This window comes from Undibacterium sp. GW821-FHT11B02 (assembly GCF_058808955.1).
In genome coordinates, this window is record NZ_JBXASD010000016.1 from 86,703 (window position 1) to 109,674 (window position 22,972).

Below are 22,972 nucleotides of genomic sequence, written 5' to 3' on the forward strand. Positions count from 1 at the left end.
AATGATGCGAATTTTTGGCTGATATCAATCCACTGCTCAACTAGCAGATTTAAAAATAATTTCTCACCGTAATTTCGCAACATCTACCCCCTAAAAAGTGTCAACCAAAATTAACTTCTTTTCGTGTATCAGACCAAATTTCCTGAACTCATTTCATAAATAAAGCCGTTCAAAATTTTTCAACTTGATTTTTCAACTTTATTGACCAATTTCATGGGCTTTGTTAGCCACACTAAGCCAATTGAGACAATGAACAGAATAGATGACATCGTGAATACGTCTGTCGCCCCCATCGTGCTTGCCTGAATCGTAATGAGTTGATCAATTTCCAATCGGGCACTGACACCGGACATTCCTTGAGCAATTAAAACTTGCGCAGATTGATTGAACGGCAGATGAGATGTGCTTAGATTTTCTACCAGCCTGGCATGATGGAATATGGTGCGGTTTTCCCATAACGTCGACACAATTGAAGTTGCCAATCCGCCAAAAATGGTCCTGGCAAAAATGAACAGGCTGGCCGCAGTGGCGATTTTGTCCGGACTGAGACCAGATAAGATGATGGAATTTACCGGGGTGAAAAACATTGCCATCGCAGCACCCTGAATCAAAGTCGGAATCATCAAAGAAAAACTATCGATCTCCGGGGTGAATCTGGCTCTTAGTTGAAATACCAATGAAAACGTTAGTAATCCAAAGGTCGCAAGCCAGCGCGCATCGATTTTTGGCAATAGCATCCCAACCAAGGGCGTCATTAAAATAGCGAGAATTCCTACGGGAGCCATCACTTTGCCAGCCTCAGTTGCTGTATAGGAGATTTGAGTCTGTAGCCACACGGGAAGAATGACCAGGCTCGCAAAAAACAACCCGAATGTGATCGACAGCGCAACAACGCCGCTACTAAAATTTTTGTTTTTAAATAACGCTAAATTAATTACTGGGTGAGGATCATACAATTCCCAAACGACAAAATAGATGAATCCCAATAATGCAACTGCGAGCAACACAATACATATAGAAGAATTGAACCAATCGAGCTCCTGCCCCCTGTCCAACAATATCTGCAAGGAGCCGACCCAGGCTATAAGCAGCACCAAGCCAATTTTATCCATTCGTACCTGTCGGATGCGCGACTCTCTATTGCGGTAAATCGACCATGTCACGCTCGCGGTAAGCAGGCCAATAGGAATATTGATATAAAAAATCCAGGGCCACGTATAGTTATCCGAGATCCAACCGCCAAGCACTGGCCCCAAAATTGGGGCTACAAGCGTTGTCGTCCCCCAGAAAGCTAGCGCCATACCGGTTTTATCTGGTCTATAACTTGGTAATAAAAGCGCGTGCGACAGCGGCACAATCGGCCCCGCCACAGCCCCTTGCAGTATTCGTGCGGCGATCAAGGTTTCAATATTGGGTGCCAGACCACATAGCCAGGACGACGCCGCAAACAACAAAACTGCTCCCACAAACAATCTGACTTGCCCAATACGTAGCGTCAACCACCCTGTAAGAGGTATGGCAATCGCATTGGCGACGGCAAACGAGGTCACAATCCAGGTGCCCTGGGTCGGAGAAACGCCAACATCTCCCGAAATGGCCGGAATAGAGACGTTGGCGATCGATGAGTCTAAAATGATCATGAACACCGCGAGCGACAATGCGATTGTTCCCCAAACAAGCTTGGCTCCTTGTAAAGGCGGGAAATGAGGGTGGTCAATTGCACTCATGGATTAGCACGTATTGAACTGCAATTCTTGGCAATAATTTGAGCAATGACCTTGTCAGCCTCTTTCATGTCGAAGTCGAATGCCGTTGTCTTATAGGCTGTATTTGCTAACGTTTTGATTGGTAAAGAATCGCTACCATCGCCGTTAATCTGGACTTTTACTTGCATGGACATTCCGATGCGCAATGGCCGCATCTGAAGCTCTTTGGGATCAAGTGCAATGCGCACAGGCAGTCGCTGGGTAACCTTTATCCAATTACCGCTCGCGTTTTGAACCGGTAGTAACGCGAAGGCTGCACCCGTTCCTGCCAGGAGACCGCTCACCTTTCCATGATAAGTGGTGCTCGTGCCATACAAATCCGCGTGCAAGGTCACGGGCTGATTAATATGCATATGAGCAACTTGCACTTCTTTAAAATTGGCATCTACCCACAACGAATCCAAGGGAATGATGGACATCAAGGGTGTGCCAGATACGATACGTTGCCCAACCTGCACAGTCCGCCTGGCGACAGAACCAGCAACGGGAGCCAACACTTTCGTGCGCTCGTACGCCAGATAAGCAGATCTCACCTGGCTGGCAGAACGAAGCACGCGGGGGTGTTCGGCGACTGAAGTATTTTCTATCAGCGCAAGATTGGAAGAAAGTGAGCCACGCGTTGCCTCTAGCGCGGACTCTGCACTTTGCAGGGCACTACGGGAATGCTCGACATCTTCCTTGGAAACAGCTCCGGTCTCGATTAATTCCTGACGGCGCCTCAGATCGTCACGTTCACGTTCAACATCCACGCTACGCATTTTTACGTTGGCAGCAAGTGTACGAGTGTTGACGTACAAGGTGTAGACATCGCGCACAGTCTCTGCCAATTTGTTTTTTGCTTCGTCGAGCGCTAATTTCTCGTCTGTCTGATCAAGTTCAACCAGGGGTTTTCCAGCATCGACCATATCGGTGTCGTCCGCATTGATGGATAGCACTGTTCCATCAATGCGAGATGTCACTTGCACGATACTGCCAGACACATAGGCATCGTCGGTGCTTTCAAAATTCTTGAAATAAATTAACCACAAGACACCATAAGCAAGCGATCCAATCAATATCACCATCGATATGGTAATTAGTATCCGGCCGCGCTTACCCGAATTGTCAGGCGTATTGCCTGCTTCAGAATTGGGGGGCGTCATGATACATACTCTGAAAAAGTGGAGCGTTGAAAATAGCTTGTTCGTTCACCAACTGGCATAGATATCGTAGGGGCATGGGGCCCACTTTCCTGGAATCCACCACCTAAAGCTTTTATTAAATCTATTTGCACATCCACTGCACGCGTCTTCGTATCGAGTTCAAATTTTCTGCGAACTAACCACGACGCCTCTGCCGCCAGGACTTGTAGCGAATTGTAGGTGCCTGCACGCTGACGCCGTTTGGCCAGATCAAATGACTTAGATGCTGCTGTAGTCGCGATTTTTTGCGCTTCGATTTGATCATGCGCCGATTGTAGCGAGTGGGCTTTTTCCACTACATCACGCACGGCCGTCCCGAGTGCCTGGTTATAACTGGCCACAGCCGCATCAAAGTCAGCCACCCGGGTTTTTAGCTTCGCCCGCAGTCTTCCACCATCAAATATTGGAAGGCTGATAGCCGGACCGATGCCGACGATCCGGCTGCCAGTATTAAGAAAATTTTCTAAACCAAGACTGGATAAGCCTGAAAAAGCAAGCAATTTAACATCGGGATAGAATTCTGATTTGGTATGGTCTACATCTGCCAATGCCGACTCAATACGCCATCTGGCCGAGACCACATCTGGTCGCCGCCCAAGCAGGTTTAATGTCAGCTCGGCGGGCAACCCACCTTTGCTTGAGATGGGTAGAGCTGCCCGTTTGATTTGCTGGGCCCGGTCAGGGCCGGCCCCGAGAAGTGCTGCTAGTTGAATCCTGGTGACATGAATAGCATCTCGCAATCCAATCATCTCTGAACGAAAATCGACCAATTGAATTTGTGCTTTTTGATAATCAGTTTGTACATCCAGCCCAATCAAAATGCGCTGCTGGGTCAACTGAAGAACCTTATCCTGTACTCGTAGTTCCTGTTCGACCAGGTCCAAACGGTCATATTGCTGTGCCATTTTTACCCAGGTATGCGCAACGGCAGCAGTTAAAATCAGTTCAGCGGAATGTCTATCTGCTTCAACTGCTTTTGCCTGTGATACCGCAGCACGTAGCGCCGCAGCATGCTTTCCCCAAAAATCAAAATCATATGAAAAATTGAGTTTCAACTCATTGTCGAGCCGATAATGCCCTGCCAATGGTGATGAAACCGAACCATTTTCCGAGTATCTTTGATATGTATTATTAAGCTCCCCGCCAACACTAGGGGAGCTTTCAGCAATGACTTCTTCAGAAATTGCCAGCGCGGCTTTCAAGCGTGCTTTCGCGATTTGTATATCGGGATTCCCTGCGAGTGCCTCGTCCACTAACGCTGCCAGCGGCTCTCCACCGATATCCGCAACCCATGTCCGTTGAGGCCATTCACCGCTTGAAGAAAAAGAGTTTTCGGAGGCATAATCACTGGCAGATTTGATCTGTGCCGTGCTACCTATTCCATTAAAATTCGCGCATGCCACAGACAAAACCGTCGAAACAGAAACTGCCACATAACACCTTAGCGTCGTTAGTCTTACAATGACCGGAAAATTGAGTGAGAGACGATTGAACATTTTTTTGTTATGGAAACCGGAATATTTCTTTAAGTTGGCAGGGTAATTCGACAAATGGACAATGTAGTTTTATAGGCTCAAGAAAATTCAAATGCGATTTCTTTTTCAGGGATACCTATTTTTGACAAGAGTCCCCTAAAGCCCGTATATTCCCTCACGATTCTTTTCGACTTATTCGCCGCTTGACACTCCCCAATAATCTGATCAGCTTCGTTCACGCCAACGAAATTCAATATTGATTCCCATGCACCAAAATCAATTTTGACAAACGCATCCAGACCTTGCGTTAAGGCTTTCACAAAGATTGAGCGATCACGTTGATTGAAGTGTTCAAAGATGCGTACGACCATTTCTTCATAGATGCTGCGGTGATCCAATTCATCTTTACGATGTAAGGCTGTTGTTTCCCGATTGAAGGGTTGAATAGACTCGTCGCTTGCAAGAATATTTAAATATTCGTTGACAGTCACTTCAGCCACCGCAGCGAATGCAATCTGAATCAGTTCAGCATCACGAGTGGTTTCTGCTTCGCTCAATGCCCTGTCTAATTCGAGTGCAACGTAAGATTTTGGAATAGGCAAATTTTCAATACCGTGCATTTTTCTGGCAAGGAGGCACGCGTCCAGGCTCATGAGCACGTGAAACTGTTCGTCAATTTGCGTCTGTGCAATCAAGCGCTTTGACGAAGCCGTATCCAGGCCAGGAAATGCACCTTTCAAAAGTAGCGCACAAGCAGGGGCCGTCACAGACATTTCCACATCCATGGTTTTTTCGTTGTACGCGACCCATGCGCCAGCCAGAATTTTTTGACGAATTGCTACACTAAGAGATTTATAGCGAACGTCGTCTTTGAACGGTACAAGATAAGGAGGGTAATCGGGAATGTTTTTGTCATAGTAACTATCGACATCCAGATCACCCGTTCTTACCGCAGTTCTTGAAGACCAAGAATCTGCGAGCACCGCTCTTGCCCGATCTTGAACACTGGTGCCGGCAGTATTGTCAGAGATTACGCTATACATATATACCTTTCGATTACGCTTCGTTAAGCAACACTGGAAAATTCATCGTGTTTGACTTCCGAAGTTATCCGGATAAAATTTGAGAGCAGTTGGTGACCGTGCTCTGTCATGATGGATTCCGGATGAAATTGGACGCCGAAAATCGGGAGGTCTCTATGCGAGAGCGCCATGATTTCTTCAAACTCATTGTTAGCTGAATTTGTCCAGGCTGTTATATTTAAACAGGCTGGGAATTGATCATGCTCTACGATAAGTGAGTGATAGCGCGCAGCGAGAAAATGCTTTGGAGTATTCGCGAAAATACCGTCGCCATGATGACGGATGCGGCTGGCTTTGCCGTGCATCACCGATTTGGCATGTTTGACGCGGGCACCGAAAACTTCACCAATTATTTCGTGCCCCAGGCAAATCCCAAGTGTAGGAATTTTCCTTTTTGCGGCTTCGATCAGTAATTCTTTCGAAATGCCAGAATCATCTGGTGTGCCCGGCCCTGGCGACAACACCAGATGAGTCGGATTTAGTGCCATAACTTCGGAAACTGACATTTCATCATTCAGAATAACTCTGACGTCGATAGACAATTCGTGTAAATAGTGAACGATGTTGTAAGTGAAGGAATCATAATTATCGATTAAGCAAAGCATTTTTTACCCTCCTCAATTAAGCCAAGGCCGAGGTCAAGCTCGACCTTCACAATACCCCGGACAGCATTGGTAAGAATTATTTCGTCGGCCTTCTTCAGGTCGTCGACTTTGAGAACTTTCTCTGTCACGTCGAGCTGCTTCGATTCAAGCAAGCATTGACGCTGGATTCCCGGTAACAAGCCACAGGAAACAGGCGGTGTGTACCATTTTTCCCCTATGCGGACGAATATGTTGTGAAAACTGCCTTCAGTAATCTCTTCGTTTTCGTTCATAAAAATCACGTCGTAATATCCATCACGACAAAATTGCTCATATTGTTTTTTATAGAACGTTCGAAGAGATATTTTGTGAGCAAGCAATTCTCTCTGTTCAAGAGAGACCGGTATCCGCGAAATAGCTATTTTCTTTTCTTCAAATTTTGAAGCCTCAACTGGAAAATGTTCAAACTTATAGTCTCCAGTTCTGTATACCGATACCCGAACCTTGGATGGCACAGTCACAACATTGGAAAATTCCAGCAATTCTTTTTTGATTTGATCGATATCTACAGGGAATCCAAGCTTTAATGTGCTCTTGGTCAGGCGCTCAATGTGCTTATCAAGGTTCTTGTAACCATCCTCGTAGAGGAGAGATTCGATGATGTTGAAATCTGAAAAACCTTGGGTAAAAAAGTTACCTTTTAAACGACACTCATCGTATTCGGCTTCCGCATTGGAGTCATGAACTACTCCACTGCCGACACCCATTTCGCCGTCGCCTTCTTTATTTAAGACAAGGGTCCGGATCGCCACATTGAAGCACATGGATTTGTCTGGATTTATGTAGCCAATTGAACCTGTATAGATACCCCTCGGCTCGGCTTCCAGATTTCGGATTAATTCCATCGTGCGCATTTTTGGGGCGCCTGTAATGGACCCGCACGGAAATATTTGCTTTAAGAGATGAGTCAGAGAAATGTCATCGTCGATTTTTGCCGATACGGTTGAAACCATTTGATGCAGTGTTTCATAAGTCTCTACCTCGAAGAGCCCTTTTGTCTTCACAGTTCCACGGTGAGAGATGCGAGAAAGATCGTTGCGCAACAAATCAACAATCATGACGTTTTCCGCCCGGGACTTGTCATCGCTCGACAGGAACTGGAAATTAGCCTTGTCTTCTTCAGGGCTTTTCCCGCGCTTGCTTGTTCCTTTCATTGGCTTTGTGTAGATATCTTCTTTATCTTTTTTGAAAAAGAGTTCAGGAGATCTCGACAAAATAGTCAAATCAGGGAAGTCCAGATACGCCCCGTATTCAACCCGCTGCCGCTTGCGAAGCTCGGCATACAATTTTTTTGTGGAGCCGGCATAGTTGAATTTATATTTCAACGTGTAATTTACCTGATACGTATCGCCGTTATAAATATGACGTTTTACCGAGCCAATTCTGTCAAGGTAATCTTCCTTGCTCATATTTAGTCGGCAATTTGTTATGCATACGTCGTCTTGGCCCGCAGCTTGGGCAAATGCAGCATCCAGGCTCCCGCTGTCGACCTCCATTCTGTCGTCGTAAATTCCAACACAAAATAAAGGAACATTTCGATTTTCCGGCAAGTGCTCACTAATACGCTGATTTAACACATAACCCAACTCGTAGGAAAAATAGCCAACAGCATAGCGACCTGACTCTATTTGTTTTTCTATTTCATCCAGTTGTGTCTGGACTTCACCCGGAGAAGATGCGGTGTAAAACGTTCTGAGCTGAGAAAATACATAACTGCTTTTTTTGTTCTCATCCTTATTGTTATCGAGAATTGCAAACTGTCCTCCGGAAATTACCTGGCAAAGCTTTTTTACTGTATCCATCTAGTTCTCCAAAGTATTGCTGTTCATTATTTCAGTTGAAAAAATCAAAAATATGCGCGCAACAATCCATGATTTCCTTGAGAAACCTGCGCTGTACTCTAATGATAGAAAATTAGCCGCAACGAAGATTTGTTACGCCTCGTGCGGATAAGGGGAGGCTTATCCCGCAAACTCCCAAGCGGATGTTTTATCTATCCCAAGGCCGGATCATGTTGAGGTAGGACATCTTTAATTAAACGATTTTCTGATTTAGGGCTCGCCCACATACCAGCGGGTCGGGTAAGCATAATGACGACCATTGCTAAACCTACTAAAAGCTGCTTCAGAATCTCTGGAGCAAGCAACACTTCGCCAAACCAAATCTGCTGCACTGGCACCACCACGTAACGCAATAATTCTGGCAGTGTTGCAAGGGTAATGGCACCCAGTATCACTCCAGGGACATATCCCATGCCGCCAAGAACGACCATGGATAAAACTGCGATAGATTCTGTTAACGAAAATGACTCTGGAGAGATGAATCCCTGGAATGCAGCAAACATGGAACCTGCCACGCCGCCAAAAGAGGCCCCCATCGCGAAGGCAATCAGTTTGATATTGCGCGTATTTACTCCCATCGCTTTTGCGGCAACTTCATCTTCGCGGATCGCAACAAACGCCCGGCCCAAACGTGAGTCTTGAAGACGCAGCGTGACAAAGACGATCACAATGCACAACAGCAGAAACAGAAAATAATAGGCATTGACTGAAGGCATTGAATATCCCGCAAGATGTAGCGTGGCATTGGAGTTGGCCTCACCGTGCAGCGATACACCAAAAATCCGGATGGGGTCGATCAGGTTGATGCCCCGGGGACCATCAGTAATGTTGATAGGATCAGTAAGGTTAACAATTAAGAGACGAATAATTTCACCGAATCCCAGCGTTACCACTGCAAGATAATCGCCGCGTAGTTTGAGTGTCGGGGCACCAAGCAGAACACCAAAGCAACCTGCCAGCGCCGCACTAAGAGGAACAAGAAACCAGACAGAAAGATGAATTCCGTTCGTTGCTATTTCTGGACCAAAGAGCCAAATTAACAAATTACCGAGCGCAGGATAATAATTCACGACCGATTCCAGAAAGACTGCAAATTGCGGGGATGCAAGCAATGCGGTCAGGTAGGCGCCCAATGCGTAGAATGCGATATATCCCAGGTCAAGCAAACCTGTAAAGCCAACGACAATGTTCAGCCCCAATGCCATCATGATGTAAAGCAAAGTGAAATCCATTATACGCACCCAGGCATTACCGAAATTAGCGGCAATGAAGGGGAAGGCAACTAAAGCTATCAGCAGCAAATAAATATAAATTTTTTGCCCGCCCAACCTGTCAAGGGTAAGGTTTTTCATCATTGAAGTTTCACCGGAACGTTGTGGAGTAAGAAAGGTTCGTTTAATAGAAATCTTCATATTATCGAATGCTAGTGACGAGTCCTTGGAACCTGTTTACGATCTGTAGCGAGCGTGCGTTAGCGGGGTAAGGGTAACTAAGCGCAGCGCAAAAAGCGGAATGTACTCTGGTACATGAGCATTTTGAGCAGCACATGAGCCTCGCGTCGACTCCGATTGCGTACGCGCAGTAAGATCGGAAACATGTTCTTATTGCATAGCTGGTCTCATAAATCGGTCCCGAACAAGTGCAAGAAATCCCGAAAAATCGAGTTTCGAGGACATCTTGCTGACTGTCCGGACACACCTGAAAATGAAAAACATGTCACCCGGATCTCTTTATTTTCAGATGGACGCCATCCGTTATTAATGAATATTCTCTTCAACACGCTTCTTATATTTCGATTCCAGGAATTCCTGGAACGAAGGAACCTTAGACGCATCGCCCCTTTGCTTGATAAAAATCTCTTCAAATAAATCGAAATTAACTAAACGAACCAAATTGTCTGTAAATACGCCTAATCTGTGATTTCTCACAAAATCTGCTGGCACGTATTTTTTGCACAGCTCATTCAATTCATTTGAAAACTTGCTGCCTGCAGAAGGGAAAGTCAGTTTTTCTCTTAGCGCAATATCGAGCATGTCCGCGCCGAATTTTCTGATCAGAATTCTTCGCAGTACATGCTTTCGTATTCCCAGTTCTGTATTGACTAAATGTCTGATGGGAATCGACGTTCCTATATCAATCACGTCATTGTCGAGAAATGGAACGCGCACTTCCAAACTGAATGCCATCCCAAATTTGTCTACGCGATGCAAATGTGAGCGGTCGAGCTGGTCTTCGCAGCTGAATTTAAATAACTTGTCCAAATATTTTTCGTAAGATGGCGCACTGATGATTGGCTCAACATACGCCGCGGCCTCATTGGATAGCTTGATCCCGGCAGATCCAGCCGATTTAATGCGTGCAGAGATGCTGGCCACTTTGTGCCATCTGTCAACGTATTCCAGATATCCACCAAATACCTCATCTGCCCCTTCCCCGTTAAGGCAAACTTTCGTTTCCATGCCGATTTCTTTATTCATCAGATAATGCGACATATCACTTAGATCACTTGGAAATTCTTCAGCAGCAATAAACTGGGGAATGCAGTTGAGATATTCTTTGCTGTCGATGACCAGGGTGCGATGATTTGAGCCTATGAAATCAGCAACATATTTGGCTTGTCCAACATCTGGATGTTGCCAATGGTCAGCCACGGTATATGTTCTCAACGGGGCTTGCTGGGTTGATTTGGCGATCAATGCAAGTAACGTCGAATCGAGCCCGCCAGACAAAACTAGCCCAAGGTTTCCATCAGTAGTTTGACTGTGGAGATTTACCGCATCTGTCAGTGCCGATAAGGTTAGCTCCTCTGCCGTCTCCATGCTCATGGAGTCATCGCGTTGATAGGTAAAACTGAAATATTTTTGTGGAATGAGCTCTTTCGTCGGATTTGAAACGTCAACAACGATTTTTTCGCCTGGCCCTAACAGGCTAATTCCCTCAAACATGGTTCTGTTACCGACGGGGTGACCCAGGATGGCCCAATCAGTAACAGCCGTTTCGTCCAGCTTGGCAGGTACACTTGGGATTGCCAGCAGGGATTTAATCTCTGAGCTAAAAAGAAAGAGGTTTGAATCTTTGATCTGAGTAAAGAATAACGGTTTAATTCCAACTCGGTCGCGTGCAATAAATAATTTTTTACCGTCTGCTATAGCAAAGCTGAACATGCCCCGTAGATAACTGACGCATTGCTCACCATATTCCTCGTACAAATGTATGATTACTTCTGTATCTGAGGTAGTCGAAAATTTATGTCCTGCGTCCTGAAGCTTCTTGCGAAGCTCTACGTGGTTATAGATTTCCCCGTTGAAGACAAGACACAATGTTCCGTCCTCATTAAAAATAGGTTGATTACCACCGAGAGGATCGACGATAGACAATCGAGCTGAACCTAGCGTAATGGGGCCAAGCGCAGCAGTGCCATTGTGATCGGGTCCTCTATGATTAAGTGCGGCAATCATTGCCGCTGTAATCGACTCATCGGTAGTTCCAACCGTTCCGGCTATTCCACACATAATTTCACTCCAATTTTGGTTTTATCTAGATAATTGTCGAATCGATGCTTATCAATTGGACAGGGTCGCTCAAGACAGAGGTAGCTCAAGAACTACCGTTTCAATATTGCACGATATTTTTCTGCGGATTTCGATCAGTACCCGCTGCTGGCGTTGCTTACTGCCGCAGTGGTGGAGATGTCAGTTTCAGATGGAGTCCGGAATTTCTCTACCAATACCTTGGTGGCATTCACGAGAAGTGAAGTGTCTACGCCGACAGCGATGAAAGTGACACCCTTCGCGATATAGTGACGCGCCAGTTTCTCGTCAAGGCAGAGTATGCCGGCTGCTTTGCCAGCCTTCCGTATTTTGTCGATGCCGGAATTAATCAATTCAATCACGTCCGGATGTCCGGGCTTACCTAAGTGCCCCATGGAAGCAGACAGATCTCCAGGACCGATGAGTACGCCGTCGACACCCTCAACTGCCGCGATTTCATCCAATTGCTGGAAGCCGGCAACCGTTTCCGCCTGGACGATCAAGCAAACATTGTCGTTGGCTTGCTTGGCGTAGTCTTCGTAGCGGGTCCAGCGTGACGAGCGGCCTATGGCACTGCCAACGCCCCGGATTCCGTGGGGTGGATATCGCATTGCCTTCACCAGCGCGCGCGCCTGCTCAGCAGATTCCACCATTGGAATAATCAAGGTAGTGGCACCCAGCTCCAGCGCTTGTTTAATTAAAGCAGGGTCGCCATGCGGCAAGCGCACTGTCGCCTTGGATGGATATGGCGCGATACTTTGTAGTGTATGCAGCAGCGTACGTAGATCGTTTGGTGCGTGTTCCCCATCAAGCGACAGCCAGTCAAAGCCGCTGGCAGCGCAAATCTCGGCAGCATATGGATCAGCCAGGGCAAGCCACAAACCTATTTGCAGCTCTCCACGTGATAGCGCTTGTTTGAAAAGATTGACCGGTGTCAGCATATGTTTCCTTTTCCAATTTATAAAAGTAGTGCACTTTGTTGCAGTCAAATGTATTTACAACTAAACCGTTTGCATCATGTCTTTGCAATTCACAAAAACCACCCCTCTCCAAATCAGGAAAAAACTTCGGCTTTTCCCCAATCCGCTCACATAAGAATGATAGAAATTACCTTATTAATAATAATTTAAGTAATTAGCATTACTGCAAAGGCAGAATGAAAAATGCTTGTCTTGCAATATATTCAATCTGTACCTGGCTATTAAATGCACGAATTTTCAAAAAAATATCCTCAGAGGCTGCCTGGTTCCGGCTGCGCTCATTCCCATGATTTCAAAAATAACTTATTGACAAACAAAGTCGGTTCATACGCCAACCTTCACTGACTAAGTCGGTAATAGCTGTTTTTGTATGACTTTTGCGTGATTTTTTCGCAAGCAGAGTATCAACTAATTAGCTGATTGATATCCAATACAGAATTTAGATGGCAGCGATCTAATCCGTAGATGCCCCCAGAACATGCTCAAAATTGTAACTAATTAATACAATAGCATTCAAAAACAATAAAATTCTGCTTGGTGACTTTATATTCAAATAACATTTGGGTAGTTCTATCTAAAATGATTTGCGAGCAACATCATTGCGCGGCGTAAATTTCCGCGGCTGAGTCAATTACCGTATTGCCAAATGCGTTTGATCTGTGATCGCTCTGCAATCTCTTACATGAGGACCTCGATATATCCAGTATTTGAACTAAGAAAATGTACAAGGAGACAATGGGAATTCGTCGCTTTATATGTTCGATAAACCAATGAAAATGGACGCTTTTATCTTCAAATGGAATTACGCCAACTTGCATATTTCTTGGCAATTGCCGAAGATCGCAACATGTCGAAAGCCGCATCGCGACTGTTTATTGCACAATCGGCACTAAGCTATCAAATCTCACGGCTCGAACAGGAGTTCGAGACGATACTCTTTCATCGATCAGCAAAAGGAGTCAGACTCACTGAAAGTGGTGAAGTATTTCTTGAAAAAGCACAAAGCATTTTGGGACAAGTGCGCGACACCCGTAACGTAATGTCCAAATTTCTCAGGAACAGTCACAAAGAAACTGTTGTTGTAGGAATGCCCTCCGCCGTGTCAATGGTGCTTGCAGTACCGCTGCTGCTTGCCGCAAAGCGAGAACTGCCGGATGTATTTCTTCAAATGACTGCAGACTTTACGTACCACTCTCTCGATAAGCCACAAAGTAATAAAGTCGATGTCGCGCTGCTATATGACCATGGGCAATTTGAAGAATTTAAGATAAGCCCGCTCGTGGAAGAGCAAATGTATCTCGTCTGGTCAAAACTGCAAATGCCAAAAGGGATTGTGGCCCCCATTTCTATTAACGACCTCAAAGATATTCCACTCATTTTGCCGAGCCGGGAATGCAGGGTCAGAAAAATGATCGAACAACACGTCCATGACAGTGGGTATCAATTAGGACGAGTAGTAACTGAGATGAATTCTCTTGAAATGATCAAGGGAGCGATACTCGCCGGTGTTGGGGCTTCAATTTTGCCGCTTTCTACTATAGTCGCCGAAATGCAAAGGGGCGAACTAGTGATTCAGGAAATCCCTGATCCAGGACTGTTTCAAAAAATTTCGATTTACCGCTCACCAAACTACAGTCCGACAAAAGCAAGCATTGCCATCACCAGTTTGATCAATGAGATTGCTCAACAGTTGTGCAAATCAGGTGAATGGGCAAGTGCCGTTGCACTTGGTAATGAGGAAAACTCTTCTTCGGCTAATCCAATCAAATCCAAACGCTAGAACTCATTTCATAAATAGCGGTGAATGAGTTCTACTCAGGGTTTGGGCCATAAACCTTTAGGGCGCTTGAGCATGATCGTCACCATGGACAAGCCTATCAGTAACTGGCGCAATATTTCAGGTTCAATCAAAACCTGTCCAAACAGATACTGCTGCACTGGCAAGACTACGTATCGCAAAACTTCTGGCAATATCGCCAGAGTCAGCGCGCCAAGAATGACGCCGGGGATATGCCCTATGCCACCAATAATCACCATTGACAGCACGGTAATCGATTCGTTGAGCGAGAAAGATTCTGGCGAAATAAAACCCTGGAACGCCGCAAACATCGCCCCCGCCACACCACCAAATGACGCCCCCATCGCAAAGGCAAGCAGCTTGATATTGCGCGTGTTGATGCCCATGGCCTGGGCTGCCACTTCATCTTCACGTATCGCAACAAAAGCGCGCCCCAGGCGGGAATCATGCAAGCGCAGCGTGACAAAAATAATCGCAACGCACAGCGTCAAAAATAAAAAATAATAGGCATTCACCGAAGGCATGGAAAAGCTACCCACCTGTACCGTCGCATGTGAGCCAATTTCACCACTGAGCGACACACCGAACAGACGTATAGGGTCGATCGCAATAATCCCTTTCGGGCCATCGGTAATATTGATCGGCGAATTCAGGTTGATAATGAAGATACGCACAATTTCACCAAAGCCCAAGGTCACCACCGCCAGGTAATCACCACGCAACTTTAAAGTAGGCGCACCAAGCAACATACCCAACATAGCTGCCAGCGCTGCCCCCAGCGGAACGATCACCCATACCGACAAATGAATGCCGTGTGCCGCCACATCAGGCCCACATAACCACAACAAAGCATTCCCGATCACGGGGAAAGTGTTGAGGAAAGATTCCAGTACATATGCAAATTGCGGCGATGCCAGCAAGGCCGTCATATACGCACCCAGCGCATAAAAAGCGATATACCCCAGGTCAAGCAAGCCAGCAAAACCAACCACAATATTAAGCCCCAGCGCCAGCATCACATACAACAAGGCCAGATCCATGATACGCACCCATGAATTGCCAAATTGGGCAGCGAAAAAAGGAAAAACGATGGCAACAGCCAATACCAGCACAGGCATATAAGCCCGGGCAACATTTGTCTTTGCAGCGAAATAACCAGGCAAGGCATTCCCACTAAGTGTTGACGGCATGACTCCCCCAAAAATAAGATGCCAGATCAGCTGTCTGAGGCAAGCTTGCCAATCCGGTTTTCGCAGAAAAACGCATGGTAACTTTCAGACATAGATAAATTCCACCTATCTTAAGCCCCAGAAAAACCAGCCGCTACCATAATCTTGCTCAAATCGCATCTAAAAGTAGTTGTAACACCGCAGAGGTCAAAACTTCAATGGCAATCCATACGATAACGTAACTGCGAGGGCGTCATACCAAACAGCGATCGAAAACTGGACGTAAAATGGCTGTGACTGGCAAAACCATTTGCATGCGCGATGGTGGTGAAGTCCAGGCCCGCTGATTGCATTGCTTGCAGCGCCTTGCCCAGGCGCGTGCGTATCAGATAGCGATGCACAGGCACCCCCACTTCTTCCCTGAATACCCTGGCCAAATGAAAAGGCGATGTATTAGCCTGATGAGCAAGACTGGTAAGTGTCCAATCTTGGTTTGGTTGAAGAGAAATCAATTCCTTGACTGCCTCAACTTGCTGACGCCGGCGAGCCGTGGTCACCGTCTGTTTGGCCCGGTCAGAAAGACGACTATTCAAACTTGCCGCCTGCAATGACCCGGCCAGCATGGCGATACTGATCTCTTCAATCGCCAACGGGTCTACAACCGCCTGCCTTAAATGACGCCATAACAGTTCACGGTTAAGCACACTGGCAGGGGGAAGCAAACAATGCGAGCACAGAGACGACGAACGGAAATCGTCGCCAGCAACCATCTCTGTCAGCATTTTTGCCAGCACCTCTTTAGAAAAATCCAGCACCAGCGATTCATCCCCGACCTGATCAAGAAAACTGATGCGATACGGCTTGCCAGCGCCAAGAAAAATGCCATGGTTGGGATTAGCAATGAAATGCTGCCTGGGGCCATCGTGTTTGGCAAAGACCCCCTTGATAGGCAACAAAATCAAATCTGCCGACTCGCACTCAATATTGCTGACACCATCAGGCGACGGTCGCGCAATACCATGGCGAATGGATAATAGCTTGCTATGAAAGACGGTTTTAAGATCAAGTAACATAGGCCGTAATGGTCGAAAGTTAGCTCTCGCGATGGCAACATGTACAAGCCCGGACACCCCGGCCTGAACACCACCATCAATCAAATAAATAGTACCTTATCTTTATCTTCGCACAATTAAATTTCTAAATTTATCGTGATGGCAGGAGGATGAACAGCGGCAAGTGAATGTCAGCAATTTACTCATCAGCAACATTTGCTTCAATCAAATGCTCTGAAGAAGCCAGTCTGCACTCTTTAATGGATTGAGCTTTACAGCAAAAAAAGCAAAAGGCCGCATATAGCGGCCTTTTCATTTGGTGCATCTTTCAGCTTGTTAGCGTTCAGAGCACATATCCCAATCTGATAATACTTGTATGTTATGTCGATATTATTGTAAAGTCAACACATTAGTAAAATAACATGGAGTGGAGCATGCTTGGCAAAATGAGGTATCGACTGGCTTTGGACTTAGGATCAACTTCTTTGGGTTGGGCAATGGTACGTCTGAGCGCTCAAAACCTACCCTGTGCCATTATTAAGGCGGGAGTTCGGATATTTTCAAATGGGCGAAATCCAAAAGATGGCTCCTCTCTTGCCGTAACTCGTAGAGAAGCGCGTGCAATGCGCAGACGGCGCGACAGGCTGCTTAAACGTAAAGCACGCATGATGCGCTCACTGATTGAACATAGTTTTTTTCCTTCTGACGAGGAAGAAAGAAAAGCGTTAGAAACTCTAAACCCCTACCATTTGAGAGGTACGGGACTGGATGAAGAACTGACACCCGAAGAATTTGGCAGAGCATTGTTCCACATCAACCAAAGGCGTGGCTTTAAAAGTAACCGTAAAACCGATAAGAAAGACAATGATAGCGGAGCATTAAAAATTGCTATTAGTAAACTACGCACTGCGATGGTCGAGGAAAATTGTCGAACCGTTGGCGAATGGCTGTACAAACGTGACCTGGCAGGAAAAACCGTCCGCGCCAGATATCGCGAAGCCAAAATCATCAAAGATGATGGGAAGACACGTCTTGATAAGAGCTATGATCTTTACATAAACAGAGCAATGATAGAAGCAGAATTCGACGCGCTTTGGAAAAAACAAGCTGAATTCAAACCGCAACTTTTCACTGAGGTAGCATATCAAGATCTCAAAGACGTTCTGCTACATCAACGTCCACTCAAACCTGTCAAACCTGGTCGTTGTACCTTTTTACCAGATGAAGAACGTGCACCTCTGGCACTACCCAGCACACAAAGATTTCGCATCTATCAGGAAGTGAATAATTTACGGATACTCAGGGAGTACATGCGAGAGGATGCACTGACTTTGGAACAAAGAGATGTACTGGTTAAGGCTCTAGAAGAAAACAGCAAGCGCACATTTACGCAAATAAAGAACTTGCCTGGTATTGGCAACGTCAATTTCAATTTTGAAGATCCAAAACGCCAAGAACTCAAAGGCAATATTACAACCGTAAAGCTGAGTTCCAATGATTGTTTTGGAAAAACCTGGTTTTCTTTTAGCGAAGAAAAGCAAGATGCCATCGTGCTGCAATTAATCACAGAAGAGAACCTTGCAAAACTCATTCGCTGGTTGACCGAAGAAACAGGGGTAGACGAAGAACGAGCAGAAACCATCGCAAATACAGCACTGCCAGAAGGATATTGCAGTCTTTCCATAAAAGCGCTGGCACGAATTCTTCCTGAACTCAGACGTGATGTGATCACTTATGACAAGGCAGTTATCGCAGCCGGTTTTGAACATCATAGCAATATTAGTCTTTCCGCAACTGGTGAAATTTTTCCTGAATTGCCGTATTACGGACAAGCATTACAACGCCACGTCGGATTCGGCACGGGTAAAACGACCGACACAAATGAAAAGCGCTATGGCCGTATCGCCAACCCAACAGTACATATAGGATTAAATCAAATTCGTCTGGTCGTCAACGCACTCATAAAGCAATATGGTCATCCAAGAGAGGTCATAGTCGAAGTTGCCAGAGATCTTAAACAAAGTAAAGAGCAGCGTGACAATGAAAGTAAGCGTCAAGCGGAAAATCAGAAGCGTAACAGTCAAATTAAAACTGAAATTGCCGGAATTTTGAACATCAGCGAAGAAAGAGTAAGACACGCCGACATTCAGAAAATGATACTTTGGAAAGAACTGAGTTTTGATCCTGCAGACAGACATTGCCCTTATTCCGGATTAAAAATCAACGTGCACACTCTACTTAGTGATGAAGTTGAGGTTGAGCATATTTTGCCATTTTCCTTGACGCTGGATGACAGTCTCAACAACAAAACAGTGGCTATGAGACAGGCAAACAGGGTCAAAGGAAATCGCACCCCATGGGATGCATTCGGGGAAAAGCATATCGCCGGATTTGAGTATGACGACATACTTGGCCGAGCACAGCAAATGCCTAAAGCAAAGCGCTATCGCTTTGCAAAAGATGGCTATGAACGCTGGTTAAAAGACGATGCAGGTTTCCTTGCTCGCGCACTAAACGATACACGTTACATGAGTAGAATTGCACGCGAATACGTGCAATTAATCTGCCCAGATACAAGAGTAATACCAGGTCAGATGACGGCAATGCTAAGGCAGAAATTTGGTTTAAATAAAGTATTGGGCTTAAACGGAGAAAAGAACCGCAACGACCACCGTCACCATGCTGTAGATGCTTGTGTAATTGCCGTAACTGATCAAGGACTGCTGCAGCGCTTTGCACAAGCCAGTGCAAGCACGCGCGAAAAACAACTGAATCGGCTGGTTGAGGACATGCCTTTGCCATGGCCCACTTATTACGATCACGTTGTACGAGCTGTGAATAACATTTGGGTTAGTCACAAACCTGATCACAGTCACGAAGGTGCCATGCACAATGACACAGCCTATTCGCTACAAAGCAACGGCAAAGTCAGTGTACATAAATTTATCGACGGGAAACGCACAAAAATTGAAGAAAGTCTGAAAGTCATTCCATTTGCTAGTGCAAAAGCATTGGATAGACACGGAGTATTAGAAAATGGAGAACCTAAACCTTATAAGGGCTACAAAGGAGACAGCAATTATTGTATTGAAATTGTGCGAAACGAAAAAGGTAAATGGGAAGGTGAAGTAATTTCAACATTCGAGGCCTATCAGCTAGTTCGATCTGAAGGTATTCAACGCCTACAGCATCCAACACAAAGTTTTTCTGGTAAAACTCTTGTGATGCGTTTAATGATTGATGACATAGTCAGGTTAGAAATCGATGAAAGCGTAAAAACAACTCGTGTTGCAACGATAAGCGGAAATGGCCAGATTTTTATGGCTGATCACAACGAAGCAAATGTAGATGCTAGGAATCGTGATAAATATGATGCATTCGCTTATGTCTCCAAATATCCTGGTTCTCTTCAAAAGGCAAAAGGAAGGCGTTGTACAGTTTCTGAAATCGGAAAACTTCGCGATCCTAGGTTTAAGGAGTAGTCACCATGATAGGCCGCATAGTAGAAATAGCTGATGACTGCAGACACCTCTTTCTATCACGCGGCTTCATGGTGGTGCAAGATACTGAGGGGCAACGCAAAGAATTAGGGCAGGTTCCCTTGGATGATATCGCGGCAGTCATTGCAAACGCACATGGCCTCAGTTATACCAACAATCTTTTGATTGCCTTAGCAGAACGGTGTGCGCCTTTTGTTCTCTGTGCGGCGAATCACAATGCTGCTGGCATGTTATTGCCGATAGAAGGCAATTATCAGCAAGCCAAGCGTTTTGATGCACAAATTGCAGCGTCGCAACCGACTATCAAGCGCTTGTGGGCAGACATCGTTAAATCCAAATTGCAGCAGCAAGCCGCAGCACTGGAAGCCGCCAACGCGCCTAGCATTCCCCTATCATCTTTGATACGCAAAGTACGCTCAGGTGATCCTGACAATTTTGAAGCACAAGGGGCAAGGCGATATTGGAGCCTCTTATTCGGGGATGATTTCAGACGCGACCAACAAGCAGGCGGCCTGAATTCCATGCTCAACTATGGCTACACCGTGTTACGCGCTGCTACAGCACGTGCCGTCGTGTCCGCTGGGTTACACCCTACCTTGGGGTTGCATCATAGCAACCAAGGAAATGCTATGCGTCTTGTAGATGACTTGATGGAACCCTTTAGACCCATGGTAGACCTGAAAGTATGGCAATTGCACAAACAGGGAGAAGACACCATGACGCCAGAAACCAAACGCTCTCTGGTGCGTACGATGTATGACGATATGCAAACAAGCGCTGGTGTCACCCCTGTCATTGTATGTGCACAAAAACTGGCAACGTCCCTTGCACAAATCTTTATTGGTGAAAAAGAAAAACTTGATTTACCGTTGCCTGGATTGCCTCTAAACCTGGCAGCATCTATACAAGACGAATGATTCATCATGCTCAGTGGATATCGTATCATGTGGATGATAGTGATGTTTGACTTACCTGTGATAGAGAAGACTGAGCGCAAAGCGGCAACAGAATTCCGTAATTCCCTCCTTGACATGGGATTTGAGATGTCCCAGTTTTCTGTTTACATGCGTTTTTGCACCAGCCAGACACAAGTGGAAACCTATTGCAGGCGGGTGGAGCAAAATCTACCTAGCGGTGGCAAGGTGAATATCCTACAATTTACAGACAAACAATATGAACGCATCATCACTTTTCGTGGAAAAGCCAAACAACCCGCGAATAAAACGCCGGATCAATTTGATTTATTTTGATGAATTTCTCTATTTTTCTTGAGCCAAAAAACAATAAACCCCTGAAGAATCAGGGGTTTATTGCATTTCTAGTCTAACAGATTGGGATATGTGCTCTGACCGGAACCTGTTCAAGAGCTATTTGAAAAAAGAGTCGAGTCTAACAGATTGGGATATGTGCTCTGACCGGAACAAAATAAAGCAACCGGTGTCGGCTTGCTAGAGTCTAACAGATTGGGATATGTGCTCTGACCGGAACACTCCACCCGGAATGCCAGCAGCGGCGACTAGTCTAACAGATTGGGATATGTGCTCTGACCGGAACTGACAGCGCTGCTTAAATCGGCTGGCTTTGAGTCTAACAGATTGGGATATGTGCTCTGACCGGAACCTAATGCAGACACAAGGTAATGGTCTTAATAGTCTAACAGATTGGGATATGTGCTCTGACCGGAACAATCCTACGGCTACCACAAACAGCGAATGCAGTCTAACAGATTGGGATATGTGCTCTGACCGGAACGTAATTCGCGCATGACATTACCCCGCCAGTAGTCTAACAGATTGGGATATGTGCTCTGACCGGAACCCAAGCAGCCATCGACACCCAAACGGAGTAAGTCTAACAGATTGGGATATGTGCTCTGACCGGAACTGATCAATTTCACCGACGCCCCGCCCGAATAGTCTAACAGATTGGGATATGTGCTCTGACCGGAACCCGCCATCTTGACCCCAATTTTCCCAATCAAGTCTAACAGATTGGGATATGTGCTCTGACCGGAACACATCGACGCAGCACAATATTTTATAAAGTAGTCTAACAGATTGGGATATGTGCTCTGACCGGAACCGCTTTAGCTGTGGACTTTCAAACGAAATAAGTCTAACAGATTGGGATATGTGCTCTGACCGGAACAGATTCCTAGGGCAGCTAACAAGCGCATATAGTCTAACAGATTGGGATATGTGCTCTGACCGGAACTTGTAGTGGGTGAAGTATGGAGCGCTGCGGAGTCTAACAGATTGGGATATGTGCTCTGACCGGAACCCACAGCACCGGTTGATACAAGTTCCTCCGAGTCTAACAGATTGGGATATGTGCTCTGACCGGAACCATTCACCCAGGCCGGTATCTTCGCCGCTGAGTCTAACAGATTGGGATATGTGCTCTGACCGGAACGCCAGCGACGACGTTTAAGCAGGGGGCGGCAGTCTAACAGATTGGGATATGTGCTCTGACCGGAACCCCAGTGCTTCCACCAAGTCAGACATGAGTAGTCTAACAGATTGGGATATGTGCTCTGACCGGAACTCCAATAATGGTGGCAATGCCATCTGGGGCAGTCTAACAGATTGGGATATGTGCTCTGACCGGAACAAAGTCATTGCCTTTATTGCTGGCGGTAGCAGTCTAACAGATTGGGATATGTGCTCTGACCGGAACTCGGTCAGCGCTTGACCAGTCAACCCCTTCAGTCTAACAGATTGGGATATGTGCTCTGACCGGAACCGCTGAACGCTACGCGTGGCGCCCTGCTCCAGTCTAACAGATTGGGATATGTGCTCTGACCGGAACAAGACTGGTGCGCTTGCTGTGGCGCGAGAAAGTCTAACAGATTGGGATATGTGCTCTGACCGGAACTACAACTGAGCTTCCCCTGAAATTTAGTTCCCCAAAGGTGACGTAAAATAAACGTAACTTTGGAAAAACAAATGATGAAC

15 protein-coding genes and 1 CRISPR repeat array are annotated in these 22,972 nt (G+C 46.0%); of the genes, 4 read left to right on the plus strand and 11 right to left on the minus strand.

Features of this window, described 5'->3' with window-relative positions; all coding sequences use genetic code 11:
- Window positions 1–179: 179 nt before the first annotated feature.
- The 9 genes from AC1RVX_RS26670 to AC1RVX_RS26710 all read right to left on the minus strand — a co-directional run bounded on the left by AC1RVX_RS26670 (window position 180) and on the right by AC1RVX_RS26710 (window position 12,460).
- Entirely contained in the window at window positions 180–1,727 is a 1,548-nt protein-coding gene (locus tag AC1RVX_RS26670) for a DHA2 family efflux MFS transporter permease subunit (RefSeq protein WP_493219619.1), read from the minus strand.
- Window positions 1,724–2,908, minus strand: coding sequence for an HlyD family secretion protein (locus AC1RVX_RS26675; RefSeq protein ID WP_493219620.1), 1,185 nt, complete (start codon window positions 2,906–2,908; stop codon window positions 1,724–1,726). Before AC1RVX_RS26675 ends, AC1RVX_RS26670 begins: the two co-directional genes overlap by 4 nt.
- A complete protein-coding gene (locus AC1RVX_RS26680) occupies window positions 2,905–4,443 on the minus strand; it encodes an efflux transporter outer membrane subunit (RefSeq protein ID WP_493219621.1) in 1,539 nt (512 codons plus the stop codon). Before AC1RVX_RS26680 ends, AC1RVX_RS26675 begins: the two co-directional genes overlap by 4 nt.
- Window positions 4,444–4,520: 77 nt before the next feature.
- Window positions 4,521–5,465 carry a diiron oxygenase gene (locus AC1RVX_RS26685; RefSeq protein ID WP_493219622.1) on the minus strand — a complete coding sequence of 315 codons (945 nt, stop codon included), beginning with the start codon at window positions 5,463–5,465 and terminating at the stop codon, window positions 4,521–4,523.
- 23 nt (window positions 5,466–5,488) lie between these two features.
- Entirely contained in the window at window positions 5,489–6,109 is a 621-nt protein-coding gene (locus tag AC1RVX_RS26690) for an anthranilate synthase component II (protein WP_493219623.1), read from the minus strand.
- Entirely contained in the window at window positions 6,097–7,950 is a 1,854-nt protein-coding gene (gene pabB / locus AC1RVX_RS26695) for an aminodeoxychorismate synthase component I (RefSeq protein WP_493219624.1), read from the minus strand. The genes AC1RVX_RS26690 and pabB overlap by 13 nt, the downstream gene beginning before the upstream one ends.
- A 191-nt stretch (window positions 7,951–8,141) precedes the next feature.
- Window positions 8,142–9,341 carry an ABC transporter permease subunit gene (locus AC1RVX_RS26700; RefSeq protein ID WP_493219633.1) on the minus strand — a complete coding sequence of 400 codons (1,200 nt, stop codon included), beginning with the start codon at window positions 9,339–9,341 and terminating at the stop codon, window positions 8,142–8,144.
- Between the two features lie 405 nt (window positions 9,342–9,746).
- Entirely contained in the window at window positions 9,747–11,501 is a 1,755-nt protein-coding gene (gene asnB / locus AC1RVX_RS26705) for an asparagine synthase (glutamine-hydrolyzing) (RefSeq protein WP_493219625.1), read from the minus strand.
- 134 nt (window positions 11,502–11,635) lie between these two features.
- Window positions 11,636–12,460: an aldolase/citrate lyase family protein gene (locus AC1RVX_RS26710; protein WP_493219626.1), complete on the minus strand. Its 825-nt coding sequence runs from the start codon at window positions 12,458–12,460 to the stop codon at window positions 11,636–11,638.
- An 835-nt stretch (window positions 12,461–13,295) separates the two neighbouring features.
- Between AC1RVX_RS26710 and AC1RVX_RS26715 the strand changes: the two genes are divergently transcribed.
- Entirely contained in the window at window positions 13,296–14,279 is a 984-nt protein-coding gene (locus AC1RVX_RS26715) for a LysR family transcriptional regulator (RefSeq protein WP_493219627.1), read from the plus strand.
- A gap of 35 nt (window positions 14,280–14,314) precedes the next feature.
- Here AC1RVX_RS26715 and AC1RVX_RS26720 read toward each other — a convergent pair whose 3' ends face one another.
- Together AC1RVX_RS26720 and AC1RVX_RS26725 are read right to left on the minus strand one after the other, a co-directional pair.
- The gene (locus tag AC1RVX_RS26720; RefSeq protein WP_493219634.1) at window positions 14,315–15,415 is read right to left on the minus strand and encodes an ABC transporter permease subunit; all 1,101 of its coding nucleotides are present in this window, start codon (window positions 15,413–15,415) and stop codon (window positions 14,315–14,317) included.
- 266 nt (window positions 15,416–15,681) lie between these two features.
- Entirely contained in the window at window positions 15,682–16,539 is an 858-nt protein-coding gene (locus AC1RVX_RS26725; protein WP_493219628.1) for a helix-turn-helix transcriptional regulator, read from the minus strand.
- A gap of 413 nt (window positions 16,540–16,952) precedes the next feature.
- Between AC1RVX_RS26725 and cas9 the strand changes: the two genes are divergently transcribed.
- Genes cas9 through cas2 form a run of 3 tightly spaced genes read left to right on the plus strand, consistent with a single transcriptional unit; the run spans window position 16,953 to window position 21,268 of the window.
- The gene (cas9, locus tag AC1RVX_RS26730; protein WP_493219629.1) at window positions 16,953–20,000 is read left to right on the plus strand and encodes a type II CRISPR RNA-guided endonuclease Cas9; all 3,048 of its coding nucleotides are present in this window, start codon (window positions 16,953–16,955) and stop codon (window positions 19,998–20,000) included.
- Window positions 20,001–20,005: 5 nt separating this feature from the next.
- On the plus strand, window positions 20,006–20,935 hold the full coding sequence (gene cas1 / locus AC1RVX_RS26735; protein ID WP_493219630.1) for a type II CRISPR-associated endonuclease Cas1: 930 nt from the start codon (window positions 20,006–20,008) through the stop codon (window positions 20,933–20,935).
- 27 nt (window positions 20,936–20,962) lie between these two features.
- Window positions 20,963–21,268 carry a CRISPR-associated endonuclease Cas2 gene (cas2, locus tag AC1RVX_RS26740; protein WP_493219631.1) on the plus strand — a complete coding sequence of 102 codons (306 nt, stop codon included), beginning with the start codon at window positions 20,963–20,965 and terminating at the stop codon, window positions 21,266–21,268.
- A gap of 70 nt (window positions 21,269–21,338) precedes the next feature.
- Window positions 21,339–22,892: a CRISPR direct-repeat array (repeat unit 36 nt; unit sequence AGTCTAACAGATTGGGATATGTGCTCTGACCGGAAC).
- Window positions 22,893–22,972 lie beyond the last annotated feature (80 nt).

Excerpts from the sequence above, each read along its gene's own strand:
- AC1RVX_RS26670 (WP_493219619.1), bottom strand. The coding sequence starts at position 1,727 with ATGAGTGCAATTGACCACCCTCATTTCCCGCCTTTACAAGGAGCCAAG.
- AC1RVX_RS26675 (WP_493219620.1), bottom strand. The coding sequence starts at position 2,908 with ATGACGCCCCCCAATTCTGAAGCAGGCAATACGCCTGACAATTCGGGT.
- AC1RVX_RS26680 (WP_493219621.1), bottom strand. The coding sequence starts at position 4,443 with ATGTTCAATCGTCTCTCACTCAATTTTCCGGTCATTGTAAGACTAACG.
- AC1RVX_RS26685 (WP_493219622.1), bottom strand. The coding sequence starts at position 5,465 with ATGTATAGCGTAATCTCTGACAATACTGCCGGCACCAGTGTTCAAGAT.
- AC1RVX_RS26690 (WP_493219623.1), bottom strand. The coding sequence starts at position 6,109 with ATGCTTTGCTTAATCGATAATTATGATTCCTTCACTTACAACATCGTT.
- pabB (WP_493219624.1), bottom strand. The coding sequence starts at position 7,950 with ATGGATACAGTAAAAAAGCTTTGCCAGGTAATTTCCGGAGGACAGTTT.
- AC1RVX_RS26700 (WP_493219633.1), bottom strand. The coding sequence starts at position 9,341 with ATGAAAAACCTTACCCTTGACAGGTTGGGCGGGCAAAAAATTTATATT.
- asnB (WP_493219625.1), bottom strand. The coding sequence starts at position 11,501 with ATGTGTGGAATAGCCGGAACGGTTGGAACTACCGATGAGTCGATTACA.
- AC1RVX_RS26710 (WP_493219626.1), bottom strand. The coding sequence starts at position 12,460 with ATGCTGACACCGGTCAATCTTTTCAAACAAGCGCTATCACGTGGAGAG.
- AC1RVX_RS26715 (WP_493219627.1), top strand. The coding sequence starts at position 13,296 with ATGGAATTACGCCAACTTGCATATTTCTTGGCAATTGCCGAAGATCGC.
- AC1RVX_RS26720 (WP_493219634.1), bottom strand. The coding sequence starts at position 15,415 with ATGCCTGTGCTGGTATTGGCTGTTGCCATCGTTTTTCCTTTTTTCGCT.
- AC1RVX_RS26725 (WP_493219628.1), bottom strand. The coding sequence starts at position 16,539 with ATGTTACTTGATCTTAAAACCGTCTTTCATAGCAAGCTATTATCCATT.
- cas9 (WP_493219629.1), top strand. The coding sequence starts at position 16,953 with ATGCTTGGCAAAATGAGGTATCGACTGGCTTTGGACTTAGGATCAACT.
- cas1 (WP_493219630.1), top strand. The coding sequence starts at position 20,006 with ATGATAGGCCGCATAGTAGAAATAGCTGATGACTGCAGACACCTCTTT.
- cas2 (WP_493219631.1), top strand. The coding sequence starts at position 20,963 with ATGTGGATGATAGTGATGTTTGACTTACCTGTGATAGAGAAGACTGAG.